The organism is Nonomuraea sp. NPDC048901 (assembly GCF_040649695.1).
GTDB lineage: Bacteria > Actinomycetota > Actinomycetes > Streptosporangiales > Streptosporangiaceae > Nonomuraea.
Genome location: NZ_JBEZFW010000034.1, coordinates 25,905 through 42,978, shown reverse-complemented (window position 1 = coordinate 42,978; position 17,074 = coordinate 25,905). Strand labels below are relative to the sequence as shown.

Annotated in this window: 20 protein-coding genes; 4 read left to right on the top strand and 16 right to left on the bottom strand. The window is 71.0% G+C overall.

Features of this window, described 5'->3' with window-relative positions:
- Positions 1-31 precede the first annotated feature (31 nt).
- Genes AB0C30_RS56170 through AB0C30_RS56160 form a run of 3 tightly spaced genes read left to right on the top strand, consistent with a single transcriptional unit; the run spans position 32 to position 2,003 of the window.
- A complete protein-coding gene (locus AB0C30_RS56170) occupies positions 32-415 on the top strand; it encodes a hypothetical protein (RefSeq protein WP_357960761.1) in 384 nt (127 codons plus the stop codon).
- Positions 412-1,203 (top strand): SDR family NAD(P)-dependent oxidoreductase, encoded by a 792-nt coding sequence (locus AB0C30_RS56165; RefSeq protein WP_357960758.1) that lies wholly within the window; start codon positions 412-414, stop codon positions 1,201-1,203. The genes AB0C30_RS56170 and AB0C30_RS56165 overlap by 4 nt, the downstream gene beginning before the upstream one ends.
- Positions 1,204-1,244: 41 nt before the next feature.
- Positions 1,245-2,003, top strand: a complete 759-nt coding sequence (locus AB0C30_RS56160; protein ID WP_357960755.1) for an SDR family NAD(P)-dependent oxidoreductase — start codon at positions 1,245-1,247, stop codon at positions 2,001-2,003.
- A gap of 65 nt (positions 2,004-2,068) precedes the next feature.
- Here the strand turns inward: AB0C30_RS56160 and AB0C30_RS56155 are convergent, their stop codons facing one another.
- From AB0C30_RS56155 to AB0C30_RS56125, 7 genes are all read right to left on the bottom strand, one after another.
- A complete protein-coding gene (locus tag AB0C30_RS56155; protein WP_357960752.1) occupies positions 2,069-3,109 on the bottom strand; it encodes an MBL fold metallo-hydrolase in 1,041 nt (346 codons plus the stop codon).
- Positions 3,106-4,599, bottom strand: a complete 1,494-nt coding sequence (locus AB0C30_RS56150) for a class I adenylate-forming enzyme family protein (protein ID WP_357960748.1) — start codon at positions 4,597-4,599, stop codon at positions 3,106-3,108. Before AB0C30_RS56150 ends, AB0C30_RS56155 begins: the two co-directional genes overlap by 4 nt.
- Before the next feature lie 15 nt (positions 4,600-4,614).
- Positions 4,615-4,935, bottom strand: coding sequence for an EthD family reductase (locus AB0C30_RS56145; protein WP_357960744.1), 321 nt, complete (start codon positions 4,933-4,935; stop codon positions 4,615-4,617).
- A 4-nt stretch (positions 4,936-4,939) separates the two neighbouring features.
- Positions 4,940-5,308 carry a hypothetical protein gene (locus AB0C30_RS56140; protein ID WP_357960742.1) on the bottom strand — a complete coding sequence of 123 codons (369 nt, stop codon included), beginning with the start codon at positions 5,306-5,308 and terminating at the stop codon, positions 4,940-4,942.
- Between the two features lie 19 nt (positions 5,309-5,327).
- Positions 5,328-6,512, bottom strand: coding sequence for an ABC transporter substrate-binding protein (locus AB0C30_RS56135; RefSeq protein ID WP_357960739.1), 1,185 nt, complete (start codon positions 6,510-6,512; stop codon positions 5,328-5,330).
- 177 nt (positions 6,513-6,689) lie between these two features.
- Positions 6,690-7,316 (bottom strand): TetR/AcrR family transcriptional regulator, encoded by a 627-nt coding sequence (locus tag AB0C30_RS56130; RefSeq protein ID WP_357960736.1) that lies wholly within the window; start codon positions 7,314-7,316, stop codon positions 6,690-6,692.
- Between the two features lie 137 nt (positions 7,317-7,453).
- A complete protein-coding gene (locus AB0C30_RS56125) occupies positions 7,454-7,735 on the bottom strand; it encodes a hypothetical protein (protein ID WP_357960733.1) in 282 nt (93 codons plus the stop codon).
- A 132-nt stretch (positions 7,736-7,867) separates the two neighbouring features.
- On the opposite strand from AB0C30_RS56125, the gene AB0C30_RS56120 reads away from it, so the two are divergent.
- Positions 7,868-8,563, top strand: a complete 696-nt coding sequence (locus AB0C30_RS56120) for an alpha/beta fold hydrolase (RefSeq protein ID WP_357960730.1) — start codon at positions 7,868-7,870, stop codon at positions 8,561-8,563.
- Here the strand turns inward: AB0C30_RS56120 and AB0C30_RS56115 are convergent, their stop codons facing one another.
- From AB0C30_RS56115 to AB0C30_RS56075, 9 genes are read right to left on the bottom strand one after another with little or no spacing between them, the layout of a single operon-like run.
- The gene (locus AB0C30_RS56115) at positions 8,564-9,712 is read right to left on the bottom strand and encodes an acetyl-CoA C-acetyltransferase (RefSeq protein WP_357960727.1); all 1,149 of its coding nucleotides are present in this window, start codon (positions 9,710-9,712) and stop codon (positions 8,564-8,566) included. It abuts the gene before it with no gap.
- Positions 9,713-9,765: 53 nt separating this feature from the next.
- The gene (locus AB0C30_RS56110; RefSeq protein ID WP_357960724.1) at positions 9,766-10,623 is read right to left on the bottom strand and encodes an enoyl-CoA hydratase/isomerase family protein; all 858 of its coding nucleotides are present in this window, start codon (positions 10,621-10,623) and stop codon (positions 9,766-9,768) included.
- Positions 10,620-11,372, bottom strand: a complete 753-nt coding sequence (locus AB0C30_RS56105) for an SDR family oxidoreductase (protein ID WP_357960721.1) — start codon at positions 11,370-11,372, stop codon at positions 10,620-10,622. The genes AB0C30_RS56110 and AB0C30_RS56105 overlap by 4 nt, the downstream gene beginning before the upstream one ends.
- Positions 11,369-12,139: an SDR family oxidoreductase gene (locus AB0C30_RS56100; RefSeq protein ID WP_357960719.1), complete on the bottom strand. Its 771-nt coding sequence runs from the start codon at positions 12,137-12,139 to the stop codon at positions 11,369-11,371. The genes AB0C30_RS56105 and AB0C30_RS56100 overlap by 4 nt, the downstream gene beginning before the upstream one ends.
- On the bottom strand, positions 12,136-13,353 hold the full coding sequence (locus AB0C30_RS56095; protein WP_357960716.1) for an acyl-CoA dehydrogenase family protein: 1,218 nt from the start codon (positions 13,351-13,353) through the stop codon (positions 12,136-12,138). Before AB0C30_RS56095 ends, AB0C30_RS56100 begins: the two co-directional genes overlap by 4 nt.
- Positions 13,354-14,319 (bottom strand): phosphotransferase family protein, encoded by a 966-nt coding sequence (locus AB0C30_RS56090; RefSeq protein ID WP_357960712.1) that lies wholly within the window; start codon positions 14,317-14,319, stop codon positions 13,354-13,356.
- The gene (locus AB0C30_RS56085) at positions 14,316-15,518 is read right to left on the bottom strand and encodes an acyl-CoA dehydrogenase family protein (protein ID WP_357960709.1); all 1,203 of its coding nucleotides are present in this window, start codon (positions 15,516-15,518) and stop codon (positions 14,316-14,318) included. The genes AB0C30_RS56090 and AB0C30_RS56085 overlap by 4 nt, the downstream gene beginning before the upstream one ends.
- Positions 15,519-15,540: 22 nt before the next feature.
- Positions 15,541-16,686 (bottom strand): thiolase family protein, encoded by a 1,146-nt coding sequence (locus AB0C30_RS56080; RefSeq protein WP_357960706.1) that lies wholly within the window; start codon positions 16,684-16,686, stop codon positions 15,541-15,543.
- Entirely contained in the window at positions 16,683-17,072 is a 390-nt protein-coding gene (locus AB0C30_RS56075; RefSeq protein ID WP_357960831.1) for an OB-fold domain-containing protein, read from the bottom strand. Before AB0C30_RS56075 ends, AB0C30_RS56080 begins: the two co-directional genes overlap by 4 nt.
- Positions 17,073-17,074: the final 2 nt, after the last annotated feature.

Here is a 17,074-nt window from a genome sequence, read left to right as displayed (position 1 = left end):
AGACGCCAAGCAGACGCCTAGGAGGAGCCCCATGACCACCGACACCCCCCTGCTCGACGCGTGGTTCGCCACGATGGACTCCGACGAGCCCGAACGCGTGCTCACGAAGATCACTGACGACTTCGAGATGTCCGTGGTGTTCTCCAAAGGCGGCGGGCAGACCGCCGAGTTCCGCGGCGACCGTGAGGGTCTGGTCGGCTATCTCGCGCAGCGTGAGAAGAACGCGCTGGTCCATCACCTGGTCCGGGCCACGGCCGTCGGCGATGTCGAGCTGGGGTTGGGGACGGTGACGCGGGACGGACGGTTCGAGGCGTCATTCAACGTGACCGCGCTCGTGGACCCTGCCTCAGGTAAGTGCCGGCGGCTGCTGATCTGCCGTACGCCCGAAATAGCCTTCCCCATGAGCGACCAGTGAGTGACACGAGCAGGTTCGATGGGGCGGTCGCGCTGGTCACCGGAGGTGGGTCCGGGATCGGAGCCGCGGTCGTGCGGCAGCTCGATCGCGAGCGGTGCGCCGCGGTCTATGCGGCCGACGTCAACGAGGTCGGAGCGCGTACGGTGGCCGCCACGACCAGGTCCGGCCGCCCGGCCGCCCTGGACGTCACCGTCGCCGCCGACGTGGAGGCGCAGGTCGAACGGATCGTCGCGGCACACGGCCGGCTGGACGTCGTCGTGAACACCGCGGGGGTCGACGATCCACGCGCCAAGGAGCGGATCCTGGCCGCCCAGCAGTCGGGCGAGCCCCTTGACGTGTTCCGGCACCTGGAGGACGAACAGTGGCGCCGGGTCATGGCGATCAATCTCGACGGGTCGTTCCATGTCCTGCGAGCGGCGGTGCGCGCGATGATCCCGGCCGGTCGCGGCGCCGTCGTCATGGTGGGGTCGTCGGCGGCCTTCGACACGCTGGCGGGTTACGCCCACTACGCCGCGTCCAAGGCGGGCGTGCACGCGCTCGCGCAGTCGGTGGCCAAGGAGGCGGCGGCGTTCGGTGTACGGGTCAACGTCGTCGCGCCGGGTCCAGTGGACACCCCCATGGCGGCGCGCACCCCGGCGGCCGTCCGGCAGGCGATGGCGGCCTCCGGGCCGATCGGGTACGCCTCCCCCGAGGAGCTGGCGGACAACATCCTGTACCTCGCCTCCCCCGGCGCGTCGAACATGGTGGGCGCCGTGCTGCTCAGCAACGGCGGCCGGTTCACGGTCTGAGGGACGGAGGTTTCGCATTGAGATCGACAGAGGAGATCGCCGTGAGAGCTCGACTGTCCGGCCGCGTGGCACTGGTGACCGGCGCGACCGGCGGGATCGGGGAGGCCGTCGTCCGGCGGTTCGCCGAGGAGGACGCGACGGTCGTGATCACCGATGTGGACGTCGAACGCTGTGAGGAGGCCGCCGAACAGCTCACGAAGGCGGGCGGACGGGCCATCGGCCTCGGCCTCGACGTCACCGACGAGGGTGCCTGGGAAGCGGTCGTGAACGAGGTGGCCGAACGGCTCGGCGGCATCTCCGTGCTGGTCAACAACGCCGGCATCGCCAAGATGACGGACGTGGAGACGGAGACGCTGGAGACGTGGGAAGCCGTCGTCGCGGTCACCCAGCGCGGGGTCTGGCTCGGGATGAAGCACGCCGGCCCGGTGATCGAGCGTTCCGGCGGGGGGTCGATCGTCAACGTCTCGTCGATATTCGGCACCATCGGCGGATTCGGCGGCCAGTTCTCCTACCACGCCGCCAAGGGCGCGGTCCGGCTGATGACCAAGAACGCGGCGCTGCACTGGGCGAAGCGTGGGGTCAGGGTCAATTCGCTGCATCCGGGATTCATCGAGACCCCGCTGTCACGCAAGCTCTGGCGGGGAACGCCCCGGCTTGACCTGATGATCGACAACACACCTATGGGGCGGCTGGGCCTAACCGACGAGGTCGCGAACGCCGCGCTCTTCCTGGCCTGCGACGAGTCGAGCTTCGTCACCGGCTCCGAGCTGTACGTCGACGGCGGCTACACCGCCCGCTGAGCCCCGGGACCGCGCAGCGGCCGCACCACCCGCTGTGTCCCGGGACCGCACGGCGGCGCGGTCGATTACTCCGCGCCGCCGTCCACGCGCGTGTACTCGCTCACGCCGCCGTCGACCGTGACGATCACCTGTCCGCGCGCCGCGAGCACGTCGAGGTGCGCGACCGTCTCGTTGACCGCGAGCATCTGGTTGAAGTCGTCCAGGCTCGCGAACGACACCTCGCGCCGGGTCCAGGTCAACCGCCGCGCCACCGCGTACGCGTTCAGCGTCTGGTCGCCAAGGACCCGCAGCGCCTGCGCCAGCCGTACATCGTGGTGGGTCAGCAGTTCGGCGACGCGAGCGTGCGCGCTCCCGGTGACCGGGCCATGCGCGGGCAGCAGTCGCGCGTCGGCGAAGCAGGTCATCAGCCGCAGCGAGGCGAGATAGTCCGCCAGCGGAAATCCGGGGTCGCCGAGCTCGAAGCCGATGGACGGCGTGATGTGCGGCAGCACGTGGTCACCGGAGAACAGCAGGCCGGCCGCCTCGTCCAGGTACACCACGTGCCCTCTGGTGTGGCCGGGCGTGGGGATGACGCGCAGGCTCCTGCGGTCGAGGTCGAGGACGCCCGCGCCGATCCAGCCGTCCGGCGCCTCCCAGTCGCTTTCGGTGAAGCGGCCGAAGTCCAGGCGGGAGAGCCGGTCGGCGAGGTCGCCCGCGCCGCCGTGGCGGAGCACTTCCAGGGAGGTGACCGGCACGTTGCTGCGCACCTCGCCCAGCGCGTCCAGGCCGGGTCGCTCGCCGGCGCCGAGATACACCCGCGACCCCAGGAGCCGGCGCAACGCCACCGCCTGCGTGTAGTGGTCGCGATGGATGTGGGTGACGAAGATTTTCGTGATCCGGCCGAGGTCGTGCCCCAGCGACGCCATGGCCTGCTCAAGGACACGACGGGATTCGGGCAGGGCCCAGCCGCCGTCGATCATGACGATGCCGTCGTCCTCTTCGAGCAGGTAGACGTTGACGGCGCGCAGACCGTCTCCGGGAAGCGGCAGCGGGACGCGGTGCACGCCGGGCCGGATCGTCTCCGTTCCGGCCTCGGCCCACTGGCCGCTCCGGGCCGGCGCCGTCACGCCTCCGCCTTGCCCGCCGGGCCGGGCAGGCGGGCGAGCAGGTCACGCGCTAAGTCGCGGGCGCCTGCCCGGGAGATCTTGCCGACCGTGGTCTGCGGCAGCGCGTCGACGGCGAACACCAGCTCGGGCCACTTGGTCTTGGAGAGTCCGACGCTCCGCAGATGCCGGGTGATCTCGTCGAGCCCGATCCCGTCTCCGTCGGTGAGGGTGACCAGCGCGGCCACCCGTTCGCCGAGGATCTCGTCGGGGACCGGCACCACGCAGACCTGCCAGACGCCGGGATGGGTAGCGACGGCGCGCTCCACTTCGGTGACGTCGATGTTGCGGCCGCCACGGATGATCACGTCCTTCTCGCGGCCCATGACGCTGACGGTCCCGTCGTCGTTGACCATCATGAGGTCACCGGTGGGGAAGAACCCGTCCGCGGTGAGCGCCGGCGGCTCCGGCCTGCCCTCGTGCGCGTACCCCAGGAACAGCGACGGCCCGCGCACCTGGGCCCGGCCGACCTCGCCCCGTGGCACCTGGCGGCCGTCCGGGCCGACCATCCGCAGCTCGGTGCCGGGGAACGGGCGCCCGTCACGGCCGAGCCGGATCTCCACCGGCTCCTCCGGCGACGGCGAGGTGTGGCCCAGGCACTCCGACATCCCGAACACCCGCAGGATCCTGGTGCCCAGCGACTCCTCGGCACGGGCGAGAGCCCCGACGTCCATCGGACCGCCGCCGACGGTCATCGAACGCACGCCCTGGAGCGCCCGCGACCCGGCGGCGGTGGCGCCGAGTTGGAGCGCCATGGTCGGCACGCACATGGTCCACCGCACCTGCGTCGCGGCCATCCGGGTCAGCGCCGTGGCGGGGTCCCACCTGCTCCACAACACCAGCGGGCCGGCCAGCGTCAAAGCCATGAAGACGCCGAAGCAGTACGCCGCGGTCGAGGACAGCGGCACGAGCGCCGCGACCGCGTCCCCTTGGCTCAGGCCGTTGACGGCGATGGTGCGCGAGCAGGCGTAGCGCAGGGCGTCCTCGGACTGGACCACTCCCTTGGGCCGCCCCGTCGAGCCGGAGGTCAGCCCGATCAGCGAGCCACCGGACCACCGCGAGACGTCCCGCGGCCCGTCGTCCGACCACACCCCCCAGCCGTCCCAGACGCTCCCGGCCGCGGGCACGGACCACTCCGCGAGAGCGGACGGTTCGGCCACCACGGCGTCGGGCCGGATGTCCTCGAAGGCCGCGGCGAACTCGGCGGCGGTGGTGTGGCGATTGACCACCGCCAGCACGCCACCGTTCATCCCCACGGCCAGGCTCGCCGCGACGGTCCGCCAGGAGTTGTCGGCCTGCAGGAGGACGGTCCCGGCGCCGCCGCCCAGGGATTCGGCGAGCCGCGTGGCGCGGGCGAGCAGGTCCCGCGCCGTGTGCTCGCCCGAATCGTCGATGACGGCGACGAAGTCCGACTCCTCGGCCCGACGCCGGAACTCACTCACCAGTTGCCGCATTCGGCCCCTCCACCATCAGCTCGTGAACATCTCCAGCTCGGTCCCCATCACTGCGATCCGGCGGCCCCTCATGTCGCCGACCTGGGCGACCGCCGCCGCCCACTCGGGGCTGTCCAGAGCCTTCCGGAGATCTTCCGGGCTGTCGAAGCTCAGCACCGACATCCCGTCCCAGCCTTCGGACCGGCTTTCCAGCGCCGCCTCTATCTCGGTGTGCCGCCATGCCCGCAGACCCGGCAGCCGACGGGTGAGCTCCGCGTGCTCATTCCGCCACCAAGCGATGAACCGATCGTGGGTCCACTCCGGCGGTCGCGCGGCCAGAAGCACGAGGTTGTACATGTCATCACTCCGATCCGGGCGCCGCCGGCCAGTCCAGCAGCTCGAACGAGGTCGTGAAGAACGACTGGTAGCGCAGCATCCGCCCGTTGGCCGACACCACGGCGGCCGAGTGGAATGCTCCGGTGGGCCTGCCCGATTCGGTCACCACCCCGTAGACCATCTCAACGTTGCCGTCGACCGCCGAGCGCAGGACGTTGTGCACCCGTTCGACCGCTTTGCGGCCGGTGATGTAGCGGGCGAAGTCCTCCCTGGACTGCCCGCTCACCTGTCCGCCGGGAAGGGCGAGCAGGAAACGGAAGTCCGGCTCCACGTACTCGAGCGCCTTCTCCGGGTTCTGGCCGTCCATGCGGGCCATGTACTCAAGCAGCACCATGTGTGCATCCTCCCTGGTGTCAGCGGTCCGGCGGGGTGAAGAAGTCGCCCTCAGAGACGAACTGGCCGCCCTTCACGACCACTTTCTGCACCGCGCGGGTGCCCAGGTGGTTGGCCGCGCTGAAGTTCATGACGGGCGCGACGCCGGGGTCGATGTTGCCTGCCTTCTCGTAGGCCGCGATGAGCGACTGCGAGGTGACCGGACCCTGGACGGTCTGCGCGATCTGGACGAACACCTTGGCGGCAGTCCACCCCCACAGGGCGATGAAGTCCGCGGGCTGTTTCGGCTCGTACTTGGCCATCGCGTCGCGGAACTCCTTGACGGCCGGATCCTCGTCGCTGGGCACCTTGACCAGTTGCACCGCCTTGAAGCCCTCGGCGGCATCCCCCGCGAGGGTGAGCGTGGAGGCCGCGGCGGTGGGCGCGTACCCGTACATCGGCACCGACAGGCCCTGCAGCTTGGCCTCCTTGAGGAAGGCCGCGGCCTCCGGCGAGGCGAGGATGACGATCACCGCGTCGGGTTTCTTGGCCTTCACCTGTGTGATCGTCGGGCTCCAGTCGGTGGACTGGAACTTCACCGACAGCAGTTCGGCGGTGCTGCCCGGGCTGACCTTCTGCAGGACGGGCCCCACCTGCTTGGCCACGTTGACGAACGCGGCGGGGTCGCTGTGCACCACCAGCACCTTCTTCGCGCCGTCCTCCCCCGCCCAGGCCGCCAGGGCCGCCGCCTGGTCCTCATAGAGGGTCTGGGTGCCGAACAGGCCGGGACGCGGCGGCGTGTACCAGGTGGCGGCCCCGCCCAGCTCGTTGAGGATCGGCACCTTCGACTGCTGCAGGACGAACGGGAAGCTCGCCTCGCCCTGCGCGGTGCCGTTGGCGGCGACGATGGCCACGACCTTGTCCTGGCCGATCAGCTCCCGGGCGATCTGGACGGTCTGCTGCGGGTCGAAGGCGTTGTCCTTGACGATCCAGTTGATCTTGCGGCCGTTGACGCCGCCCTTGTCGTTGATCATCTTGAAGTACGCGTCGGCGCCCGCGCGCTGCGGGACGCCGGAGGCCGCCACGGCACCCGTGAGGGGATACCAGGCGCCGATCTTGATCTCTTTGTCGCTCGCGGCGCTGGAGCCGCCCCCGCCGCAGGCGCCCACGGCAAGGACGAGGGCCGCGACGCAGGTGGTGAGAAGGTGTGTCGAACGGAGGCGCATGACGTTCTCCCACAACTGAGTTCAGTTCAGTTTACGAGACTGTATCGTCGCGCTCACCATGGGGCAATAGCGGAATGCCCGGAAAAGGAAACATCGGGCGCGCGACTCGCGCCAGGGCCGGAACAGAGCGACCGGCACGACCTTCGGCGCAGGTCGTGCCGGTCATTGTGGCCAGCGCTACGGCGCGACCATCCGCACGCAGCAGTCTTCGGTCAGCTCGCTCACGGAGGACAATGTCACCAGGCCCTTGGGGCGATACCAGCGCCAGACGCTCACGATCATGCCGAGCATGTTCAGGGCCAGCGTGTGCGCGTCACGACGGGCGAAGACTCCCTCGGCCATCCCGCGTTCCAGCAGCTCGGTCCAGGCCTGCTCGATGCCGTGCACGAGTTCGCGGGCCGCGAGCCGCTCGGCCTCCTCCTTCTTGGAGTTGCGGGGCACCGCGAGAATGGCCAGGTTGTTCTGCAGGATCCGCATCTGCAGCACATTCTGCTCGGACACCGCGTACGCCGAACGCACCGCCGCCCGCAATGCCTCCATCGGATCGGGCTGATCGGCGGTCGCCTTCGTGAACATCTCCAGCGAACGCTGGAGCTCAAGCCGCATGATCGTGAGCAGGCAATGCGCCTTCGACTCGAAGTAGTGATAGAGCGCGGTCTGCCCGATCCCCACCTGATCGGCGACCACCGACCACTTGGTGGCCTCATAGCCGTTCTTACCGAAGTTCTTGACCGCGGCCGCCAGGATCGCCCGCCGCTTGGAACGGGGGCTTTCGTCCGGCTCGACGATCTTCGCCGCCTTCATCACCGCACCCCCCATTTGTCCGCCTGGGAAACGTCGCGGCCCGGCCGGCCTCTGCCGCCGACCTGACTTGAACTCGGTTCTAGTCTCATTCCCCGTCATCTTACCCATCGAAGGTGCTCGCACGTCCCGGTTGTCGGTCAAGCGACCGGGAACCGGCCGGAGGCGCGCCGCCCGGTCGCCGGATCCGTCGGATAGGCGACCGTGGCCGTCAGGGTGACGCCGTCGTCCATCCGGACGGGAACGTCCGAGACGACCGTGGTGCCGTAGCGGGCCGGTCCCGGCTCCCACCGCCCGCCCGGCCATGGAGTGGGCGCCTGCCGGTCGGCCCGCGCGGGGGCCTGGCCCCCGGCGAGCAGGACCGCGGCGAGCACGCCCGCGAGGACGACGGACCAGACCCGTCGATGCCAAGATGTGGCCACCTCGCACCTTCCCGATCGCTTCCTGAACTGAACTCACTTGAGCTCACCAGCAGTGTGCGGCAGGCGCGGCCCTGTACGCCAGAGCTGAATTCAATTAGGGTTCGCTGGTAATCACCCACGAGGAGGCCTCCCATGCCGTTCGTCCTCATCCATGGCGCCGGCTTCGGCGCGAACTGCTGGGACGAGCTGATCCCCCATCTGAACGCCGAGGCGCTGGCCGTCGACCTTCCCGGCCGTGGCACGCGGGCCGGAGCCGACCTGCGCACGGTCACCCTCGCCGACTGCGCCGAAGCCGTCCGCGAGGACATCGAGGCGAAGGACCTGCGCGACGTCGTGCTGGTCGGTCACTCCTTCGCCGGAGTCACCGTGCCACGCGTGCTGGACCTCGTGCCGGAGCGGATCCGGCACGTCGTTCTCGTGTCGGCCGTGGTGCCTCCCGACGGGTCACGGGTGCTCGACCAGATCGATCCGGGCGTACGGGACCTGGTCGAGCAGTCCATCGCCGGTGGCGTCTACCACCAGACCCGCGAGGGGGCCGCCGCGATCCTGTGCGACGACATGGACGAGGCGACCACCACGGCGACCCTGGACCGGCTGATCGACGACTCGGGCGCACTGCTGAGCGAGGTCGTGGACCTGAGCGGCTACCAGCGCGCGATCCCGCGCACGTACGTGCACCTCAAGCGGGACCTGTGCTACGTCGAGGAGCTGCAGCAACGGTCCATCGCGCTGCTCCGCCCGGAGGTCGTCGATCTCGACACCGGGCACATGGCGATGATCAGCGCGCCGGAGAGGCTCGCCGCCGTCCTCAACGCCGTCCACGGCTGATCACATTCGTTCGATGATCGTGGCGTTGGCCATGCCGCCGCCCTCGCACATCGTCTGCAGGCCGTACCGTCCCCCGGTGCGCCGCAGCTGGTGCACCAGGGTCGTCATCAGCCGCGCCCCGGTGGCGCCCAGCGGATGGCCGAGCGCGATCGCTCCTCCGAACGCGTTGGTCCGCTCGGGCGCCGCCCCGATCTCCTTACGCCAGGCCAGCACCACCGACGCGAACGCCTCGTTGATCTCGATCAGGTCGATGTCGCCGATGGACAGACCAGAACGATCCAGGATCTTCTCGGTGGCCGGGATGGGCCCGGTGAGCATGTAGATCGGGTCTGAGCCGACGACGGCCATGCTGTGGACCCGCGCCAGCGGCGTGAGCCCGTAGCGGCGCACCGCCTCCTGCGAGGCGACGAGCAACGCGGCGGCGCCGTCCGAGATCTGGCTCGACACCGCGGCGGTCAGCCGGCCGCCCTCGCTGAGGGTCCTGAGCCCCGCCATCTTCGCCAAGCTGGTGTCGGCCCGCGGACCCTCGTCGGCCGCCAGGCCGAACGCGGGCACGACCTCTTCGCCGAAAACCCCGTCCGACCATGCCGCGACCGCGCGCCGATGGCTGTCCAGGGCGAACCGCTCCATGTCCAGCCGCGAGACGTCCCACTTTCGCGCGATCAGCTCGGCGCCGCGGAACTGCGACACCTCCTCCTCGCCGAAGCGAGCCCGCCAGCCCGCCCCGTCGTACGGCGCGCCCATGCCCTCACGCTCCCCCAGGACGGCCGGGCTTGAGATGGGCACCAGACTCATGACCTCGACACCGCCCGCGACGACGAGGTCGGCGGTGCCGGACATGACGGCCTGGGCGGCGAAGTGGACTGCCTGCTGCGACGAGCCGCACTGCCGGTCGATGGTGGTGCCGGGCACGTGCTGGGGCAGCCCGGCGGCCAGCCATGACGTACGGGCGATGTTGCCCGTCTGCGCGCCGATCTGGCCGACGCAGCCGAAGAAGACGTCATCGACGGCCCCGGGGTCGATCCCGGTGCGGGCGATGAGCGAACGCAGCACGTGGGCGCCCAGGTCGGCGGGGTGAACCCCGCTCAGCGCCCCGTTGCGGCGGCCGACAGGGGTACGGACGGCATCGACGATGAAGGCTTCGGCCACGGTGATCCACTCCGGTCAGTCGGTAAGGGAAGGGAAAGGTATGGCGGCCTGGGTCACAAGCCGCGCTGCTCGGTGCCGCCCGAGAAGCGAGCGGGGCGCTTGCCCAGGAAGGCGGCCACGCCCTCCTCCCCTTCGGGGGAGGTCGCCGCCGAGGCGAGAGCGCGGGCCTCACGGTCCAGGTGCGCGTCGAGGTCACTGGACAGCGCGTCGGACACCAGCCGCCGAGTCGCGCCGAAGGCCCCGGTCGCCCCCCGCGCGAGCGTGGCGGCCAACCGCCGAGCTTCTGCCGGCAGCCGCTCGGCGCTCACCACGGTCGTCACGAGCCCCATGCCGGCCGCTTCCCGCGCGGTGATGCGGCGGTTGGTGAGCAGCAGTTCCAGCGCCCGCTTGGGACCGACCAGCCGGGGCAGCGACCAGGTCACCCCGGCGTCGGGCGAGTAGCCGATGCCGGTGTAGGCGAGCGTGAACGTCGCGTCGTCCGCCGCGATGGTGAGGTCCGCGGCGGCGGCCAGTCCGACTCCGGCGCCCGCGACCGCCCCCTGCACCTGCGCGACGAGCGGCGCGTCCATCGTGGCGAAGATCCGCAACGCTCCGTGCAGTGCGTCGGTCACCTCGATCAGGTGCTCCTCCAGCGCTCTCCCCCGCAGACCGGAGAACTCGCGCAGGTCGCCGCCGACGCAGAAGGATCGCCCCGCGCCGCGCAGCAGGACCGCCCGGACGTTCTCGCTCAGGCAGACCTGGGCGGCGTCCCGCAGCTCGCGTGCCAGCCCCAGAGAGATGGCGTTGCCGCGCTCGCCCCGGCACAGGACGACGTCCGCCACCCCGTCCAGGACCTCCACCGTGACACTCTTCTCACCGACACTCTTCTCACCGACACTCTCCTCGCCGACGCTCTTCTCGCCGACACTCATCGCGCCGTCCAGCCGCCGTCGACGACCAGGACCTGTCCGGTGCAGTACGACGAGGCGTCCGAGGCGAGGAAGAGCAGAGCGCCGTCGAGCTCGGCGGGGTCCCCGCCACGGCCCAGCATCGTGTTCTTCTCGACCCACCGACTGGACCGGGCGTCGGCGAACAGCTCCTCGGTCATCTCGGATCGGAACCAGCCCGGCGCCAGCGCGTTGACCCGCACGCCCGCCTGACCCCACTGGCCGGCCAGCTCACGGGTCAGTCCCACCAGCCCCGCCTTGGAGGCCGCGTAGCTCGCGCCGCCCATCGGGGCCGCCGACACCAGGCCCAGGATGGAGGCGACGTTCACGATGCTGCGGCCGGTGCCGGACGCCGTGGCCATGAGGCGGGCCAGATGGAACGGGGCGACCAGGTTCACGGCGAGAACGTCAGCGAAGTCCTGCGAACTCTCGTCCTCGGCGCGGGTTCCGCCCGCGACGCCGGCGTTGTTGATCAGGACGTCGAACCGGCCGGTCTCCGCCACGGCGGTCGCGACGAGCCGTTCGCGATCGTCCTCGCGGCTGACGTCACAGGCCACCGGGTGGATACGGGGATCACCGGCCGCCAGCTCCGCCAGCCGGTCGGCCCGCCTGGCCGCCGCGAACACGGTCGCCCCGGACGCGGCCAGGACCGCCGCGAAGCGGGCCCCGAGTCCGGAGGAGGCCCCGGTGACCACGGCCGTCCGCCCGCTCAGGGAGAACAGGTGGTCGATCACTCGTCGACCCCGATCGGCAGGGCCAGCGCGCCCCCGTCGATGACGAGGGTCTGGCCGGTGATCCAGGACGAGGCGTCCGAGGCCAGGAAGAGCGCCGCGCTCGCCACGTCCTCGGGCGTGCCCAGCCGCCGCAGCGGCAGCTTCGCGGTGAGAATGGGCTCGCGTGCCTCCCAGACGGCCCGCGCCAGCTCGGTCTTGATCAGTCCCGGTGCGATCGCGTTGACGCGCGCCTTGGGGCCGAGCTCGTAGGCGAGCTGCCTGGTCATATGGATCATGGCGGCCTTGGTGGCGTTGTAGTAGCCGATGTGCGGGTCGACGATCAGCCCGCCCACCGACGCGATGTTGATGACGGCGCCTCCGTGCTCGGCCATCGAGGCGTTCCAGGCGCAGCGGGTCCAGGCGATCATCCCGTACTGGTTGACCCGCACCGTCTTCTCCGCGCGGGGCAGGTCGAGGTCGAGCAGGTCGCCGTGGTACGGGTTGGTGGCGGCGTTGTTGACCAGGACGTCCACCCGGCCGAAGCGCTCCATCGTCTCGTCGATACAGCGCTGTGCCTGCTCCGGCTCGCCGGCGTTGGCCACGACGGTGTGCACACCCCCGCCCGCCTCGGTGCGCAGCAACTCGGCGCGCGCGCCGGCCAGCCCCTCCGCCTTGCGCGCGGCGATGACCACGTGCGCTCCCGCGGCCCGGTAGGCGTGCGCGATGGCCAGCCCGATGCCGCGGGACCCACCGGTGATCACCGCTGTCCGGCCGTCGAGCACGTTCATGCCGCCCCCTTCTTTCGGTACTTGGCCAGTTCCTGGCGGGCGACGGTACGCAGGTGGACCTCGTCGGGCCCGTCGGCGATGCGCAGCGCCCTGGTGATCGCGAACAGCCGGGCCAGGACGGTGTCGTCGCTGACCCCGGCGGCGCCGAACGCCTGGACGGCCCGGTCCACCACCCGGTGCGCCGTCTCCAGAGCCGCCACCTTGATGGCCGCGACCTCCATACGGGCCGCGGAGTTGCCGACGGTGTCCATCAGCCACGCGGACTTGAGCACCAGCAGCCGCACCTGTTCGACCTCGATGCGGCTGCGCCCGATCCATTCCCGCACGACGCCCTGGTCGGCCAGCGGGCCGCCGAACGCCTCGCGGTCGAGCACGCGACGGCACATGAGCGCGAGGGCCCGTTCGGCGAACCCGACCGCGCGCATGGCGTAGTGCATCCGGCCTGGTCCGAGCCGTCCCTGAGCGAGCGCGAAGCCGTCGCCCTCGCCGCCGAGCAGGTTGGCGGCGGGTACGCGTACGTCCTCGAAGAGCACGTCACCGTGCCCGAGCCGGTCGGTGTAGCCGAACATGGGCAGGTCTCGCAGCACCGTGATGCCGGGGGTGTCCCGGGGGACGAGCAACATGCTCTGGCGCCGGTACGGGTCGGCGTCCGGGTCGGTCACCCCCATGAGGATGATCAGCTTGCAGTCCGGGTCGAGGATGCCCGAGGTGTACCACTTGTGGCCGTTGACCAGGTAGCTGTCGCCGTCGCGGGTGATCCTGGTACGGAGGTTCCGGGGGTCCGAGCTGGCCACGTCGGGCTCGGTCATGGCGAAGCATGACCGTATCTCGGCCGCCAGCAGCGGGCGCAGCCACCGCTCCTGCTGCTCGGGGGTGCCGAACAGGGCCAGCAGCTCCATGTTCCCGGTGTCCGGGGCGGAGCAGTTGAACACCTCCGGCCCGAAGACGCAGCCGCCGGCCAGCTCGGCGAGTGGCGCGTACTCCAGGTTCGTCAGGTTGGCGCCCCAGTCGCCGTGGGACATGAACAGGTTCCACAGGCCCTCGGCGCGAGCCTTTTCCTTGAGTTCGAGCATCACGGGAGGCAGGGCGTGCGGGTCGCCGGCGGTGGCGAGCTGCCGGTCGTAGACGGGTTCGGCGGGGTAGACGTGCTGCTCCATGAAGGACCGCATCCGGGTCTGGAGCTCGCGTGCGCGGGGCGAGTAGGCGAAATCCACTTATGTCCCTAGAAAGTCGTGCGCTGTGCGGATCATGGCGGCGATGGTCGGCGGCAGGCGTTCCTGGTCGGGGTCGTGGATCCGGCCCTCGCGGTGCCGCCGCAGGTTGTGGCCCATGATCGCGGCCATCTTCATCCGGCCGAGCGCGCGGAACCAGTCGAAGCGGGGCAACGGCGCGGCGCCCGCGAGGTAGGCCTCCAGCAACTCCGCCTCGGTGGGCAGCCCGGGCACTTCTCTGCCCAGCGCGGGGAAGTTGCGGTGGTCGGCGAACAGCAGGAACCAGGCCAGGTCCGTACGCGGGTCGCCGACGCTCCAGATCTCCCAGTCGACGACGGCCGCCGCCTCCCGCGCCCGGTACAGCACGTTGCCGAGCCGGAAGTCGCCGTGCGCCAGGACCGGTGGCAGATCGGCGGGCACATCCCGGGCGAGCCGGTGGAGCAGGCCGTCGGATCCGGGGCGCAGCTCGGCGGGAACGGCGCGCATCGTGCGGCTCCACTGGCCGAGCTCGGCGACCGCGTCGCGAGGCGGTGGCGCGTCCAACGTCAGGGAGGCGACGTCGAGGTCGTGCAGCCGCCGCAGGACACGGGCGGCTTCCAGCATGCGGGCGCGGGCCAGCTCCGGAGTGAGATCGTGCTCGTCGAGCACCGGTTCCGCGGCCTCACCGGGGACGAACTCCATGGCGAACCAGGCCGGTTGCCGCTCGTCGACCGCCACCACCTCCGGGACGGGCACCGCCGTGCCGGCCAGCGCCTGGAGCACCCGGGCCTGGCGGAGCATGTCGTTGCGGCCCACCGGCCGTTCGGCGGGCGGGACCGCCTTGACGACGTGCTTGCGCTCTCCCACCGTGAGCACGTACGTGAGTCCGGAGTGGCCGCCGGCGAGCGTCTCCAGCGGGCCCACCCGCTGCCCGGGGAACGCGCCGGCGACCCGGTCGGCCAGGTCTGGCGAAGCGAGCTCGGCGGTCATCGTACGGGCTCCTTGGGCAGGCCGAGCACCCGCTCGGACAGGATGGTGCGCTGGATCTCGTCGGTCCCGCCGGCGATGCTGTAGCCGGGCGCGCCCAGCAGATGCTCGGTCCAGGCGAAGGTGCCCCACTCTCCGGTGTCGGCGACCAGGCGCGGCCCGAGGAGTTGCAGGACCAGGTCGCTGGTGCGGCGCATGGTCTCGGTGGCGTAGAGCTTGCCCACCGACGCCTCGGCGCCCGGTTCGCGGCCGGAGACCAGCGCCGCGGTCACGCGCAGGCCGATGAGGCGCTGGACGAGCGTGCGAACGTACAGGTCGGCCGCGAGGTTCTGCTCGTGGCCGGTGAGTGGCCGCGGCAGGTGCCGGGCCAGCTCGACGGCGCGGTCGGCGTTGTCCAGGCCGAGGGCGCCGGAGTCGAGCCGTTCGGCGGCCAGCACCGTCAGGGTGACCCGCCATCCCTCGCCGACGGGGCCCAGCCGATCGGTGTCGGGTACCACGACACCGTCGAGGTAGACCTCGTTGAAGCTGATCCCGCCGGTCATCTGCCGGATGGGGCGAATGGTGACGCCCGGGGCGTCCATCGGCACCATGAACACGGTGATGCCCGCGTGTTTGCGCACGTCAGGGTCGGTACGGCAGACGGCCACGCCCCAGGACGCGACCGTCGCCCCCGAGGTCCACACCTTGTGCCCGTCGAGCACCCAGGCATCGCCGTCGCGAACCGCCCGCGTACGGACCGCGGCCAGATCGGACCCGGCCTCGGTCTCGGAGAACAGCTGGCAGGCCAGCTCATCCGCGCGCAGCATCGGCCTGATCCAGCGCTCCCGCTGCTCCGGCGTGCCCCAGATCCGGACGGCCGGGGCCACCAGTTGCTGGGTGACCGGGAAGATCTCGGTGCGGCGCGGGACGTCGAAGGCGGCCTCCTCCTGCCGGTAGAGCTGCTCGTAGAACACGGGCAGGCCGCGTCCGCCGAACTCCGCCGGCCAGCTCAGCGCGCCCCAGCCCGCGTCGAACCGGGTCACCTCCCAGGCCCGGATCCGTTCGGTGTGCTCGCGCTCCTCCTCTTCGGACCAGTTCTCGAAGACCGCGACCGAGTCGTCACCGGTGCCCCAGGCACCGTTGGCCTGCCGCGGCCGGGCGACCGACGCGAGCCAGTCGCGGGCCTCTGCCCTGAACTTCTCAGGTACCGGACTATCGCTCATCAGTTCCTCTATCGGAAGTCCTCTATCGGGACAGCACCGTGCAGGCGCTTACGCCCGGGGCGCCGTACACGTGGGTGAATCCGACTCTCGGCCGGCCGGGCACCTGCCGGTCTCCGGCCTGTCCGCGCAGTTGCCGGACCACCTCGCAGACCTGACGCAGACCCGACGCGCCGATGGGCTCACCGTTGGCGATGCAGCCGCCGTCGGTGTTGACCGGCAACGAGCCGCCGATCTCGGTGGCGCGGGAGGCGATCAGTTTCTCCTGCTCACCGTCCTCGCAGAACCCGCACTCGGCCATGTGCATCACCTCGGCACCGCTCTCGGTGTCCTGCAGCTGACACACATCGACGTCGCCGGGGGCGACGCCGGCCGCTTCGAACGCCGCCGCCGCGGCGTCCCTGGTCACGCTGCTCAGCTCGCCGCCGGCGATCCACGGGCTGAAGACCTCGAACGAGCCGAAGCGGCGAGAGCGCACGACCGCCGATCGCAGGGTCACCGGGACGCTCGCCAGTTCCCCGGCCACCGAGGCGCCGCACAGCACCAGCGCGGCCGCGCCTTCTCCCGGAGAGCAGAACATGTAGCGGGTCAGCGGGTCGCTGACCAGGCCAGAGGCGAGGATCTCGGCGGCGGTCATCGGCGTGCGCCGCCAGGCGTTGGGGTTGCGGGCGCCGTTGCGGTAGGCCTTCTCCGCGACCAGCGCGAGCGTACGGGAGCTGATCCCGTGATCGTGCATGTAGCGGCGGATCTTCATGCCGAAGAACTGGGTGGTGACCATCAGCCCGTCGCGCCCGTATGCCTCGTCCAGGCCCCAGTCGGCCGGCATCGGGTCGAAGGCGCCCCGTGGGTGCTTGTCGAACCCGACGGCCAGCACCACGTCGGCCATGCCGCCGCGGATGGCGTTCACCGCCGACACCAGGGCGCTGCCGCCCGTCGCGCAGCCGTTCTTGACGTTGACGAACGGCAGGCCGGTCAGGCCGAGCTGGGCCACCAGGGTATCGGCCAGCCCGGCGACGTCGCTGCCGCCGAACGCCGCTCCCACCCGTGACCACGCGATCCCGGCGTCGGCGAGCGCGGCGTTCACCGCGTGCACGGCATGCTGTCGGCCGGTCGTGTGCTCGGTACGCCCGAAGGGCGACATGCCGGCACCGGCGATCAGGACGTCCGTCATCGGGCGCCTTCGATCGGGACAGCGCGCGGCGCTCCGGTGACAGGCTCGATCGGGACGGCGCGCGGCACTCCGGTGGCGGGCTCGATCCGCAGCGGCATGCCGATCCGGATCGAGTCGAGGTCGCCGACGTCGAGCACCGCCGCGACGCGGACGCCCTCCGGCAGCTCCACATACCCCACGGCGAAAGGCCGGAAGCCCTCCGGCGGCGGCGCGTACGGGGGTGATTTCGGGGCGAACCGCTGAACCGTCCACGTCCACAGCTCCCCCGCCGAGGACAGCGTCACCTCGGACGTCGCCCGCCCGCATCGCGGACAGGCGTCGTCGGCCGGGTAGACCGTCACCGCGCACTCACCGCACCGCGAGCCCCGCAGACCGGCCTGCGCCATCG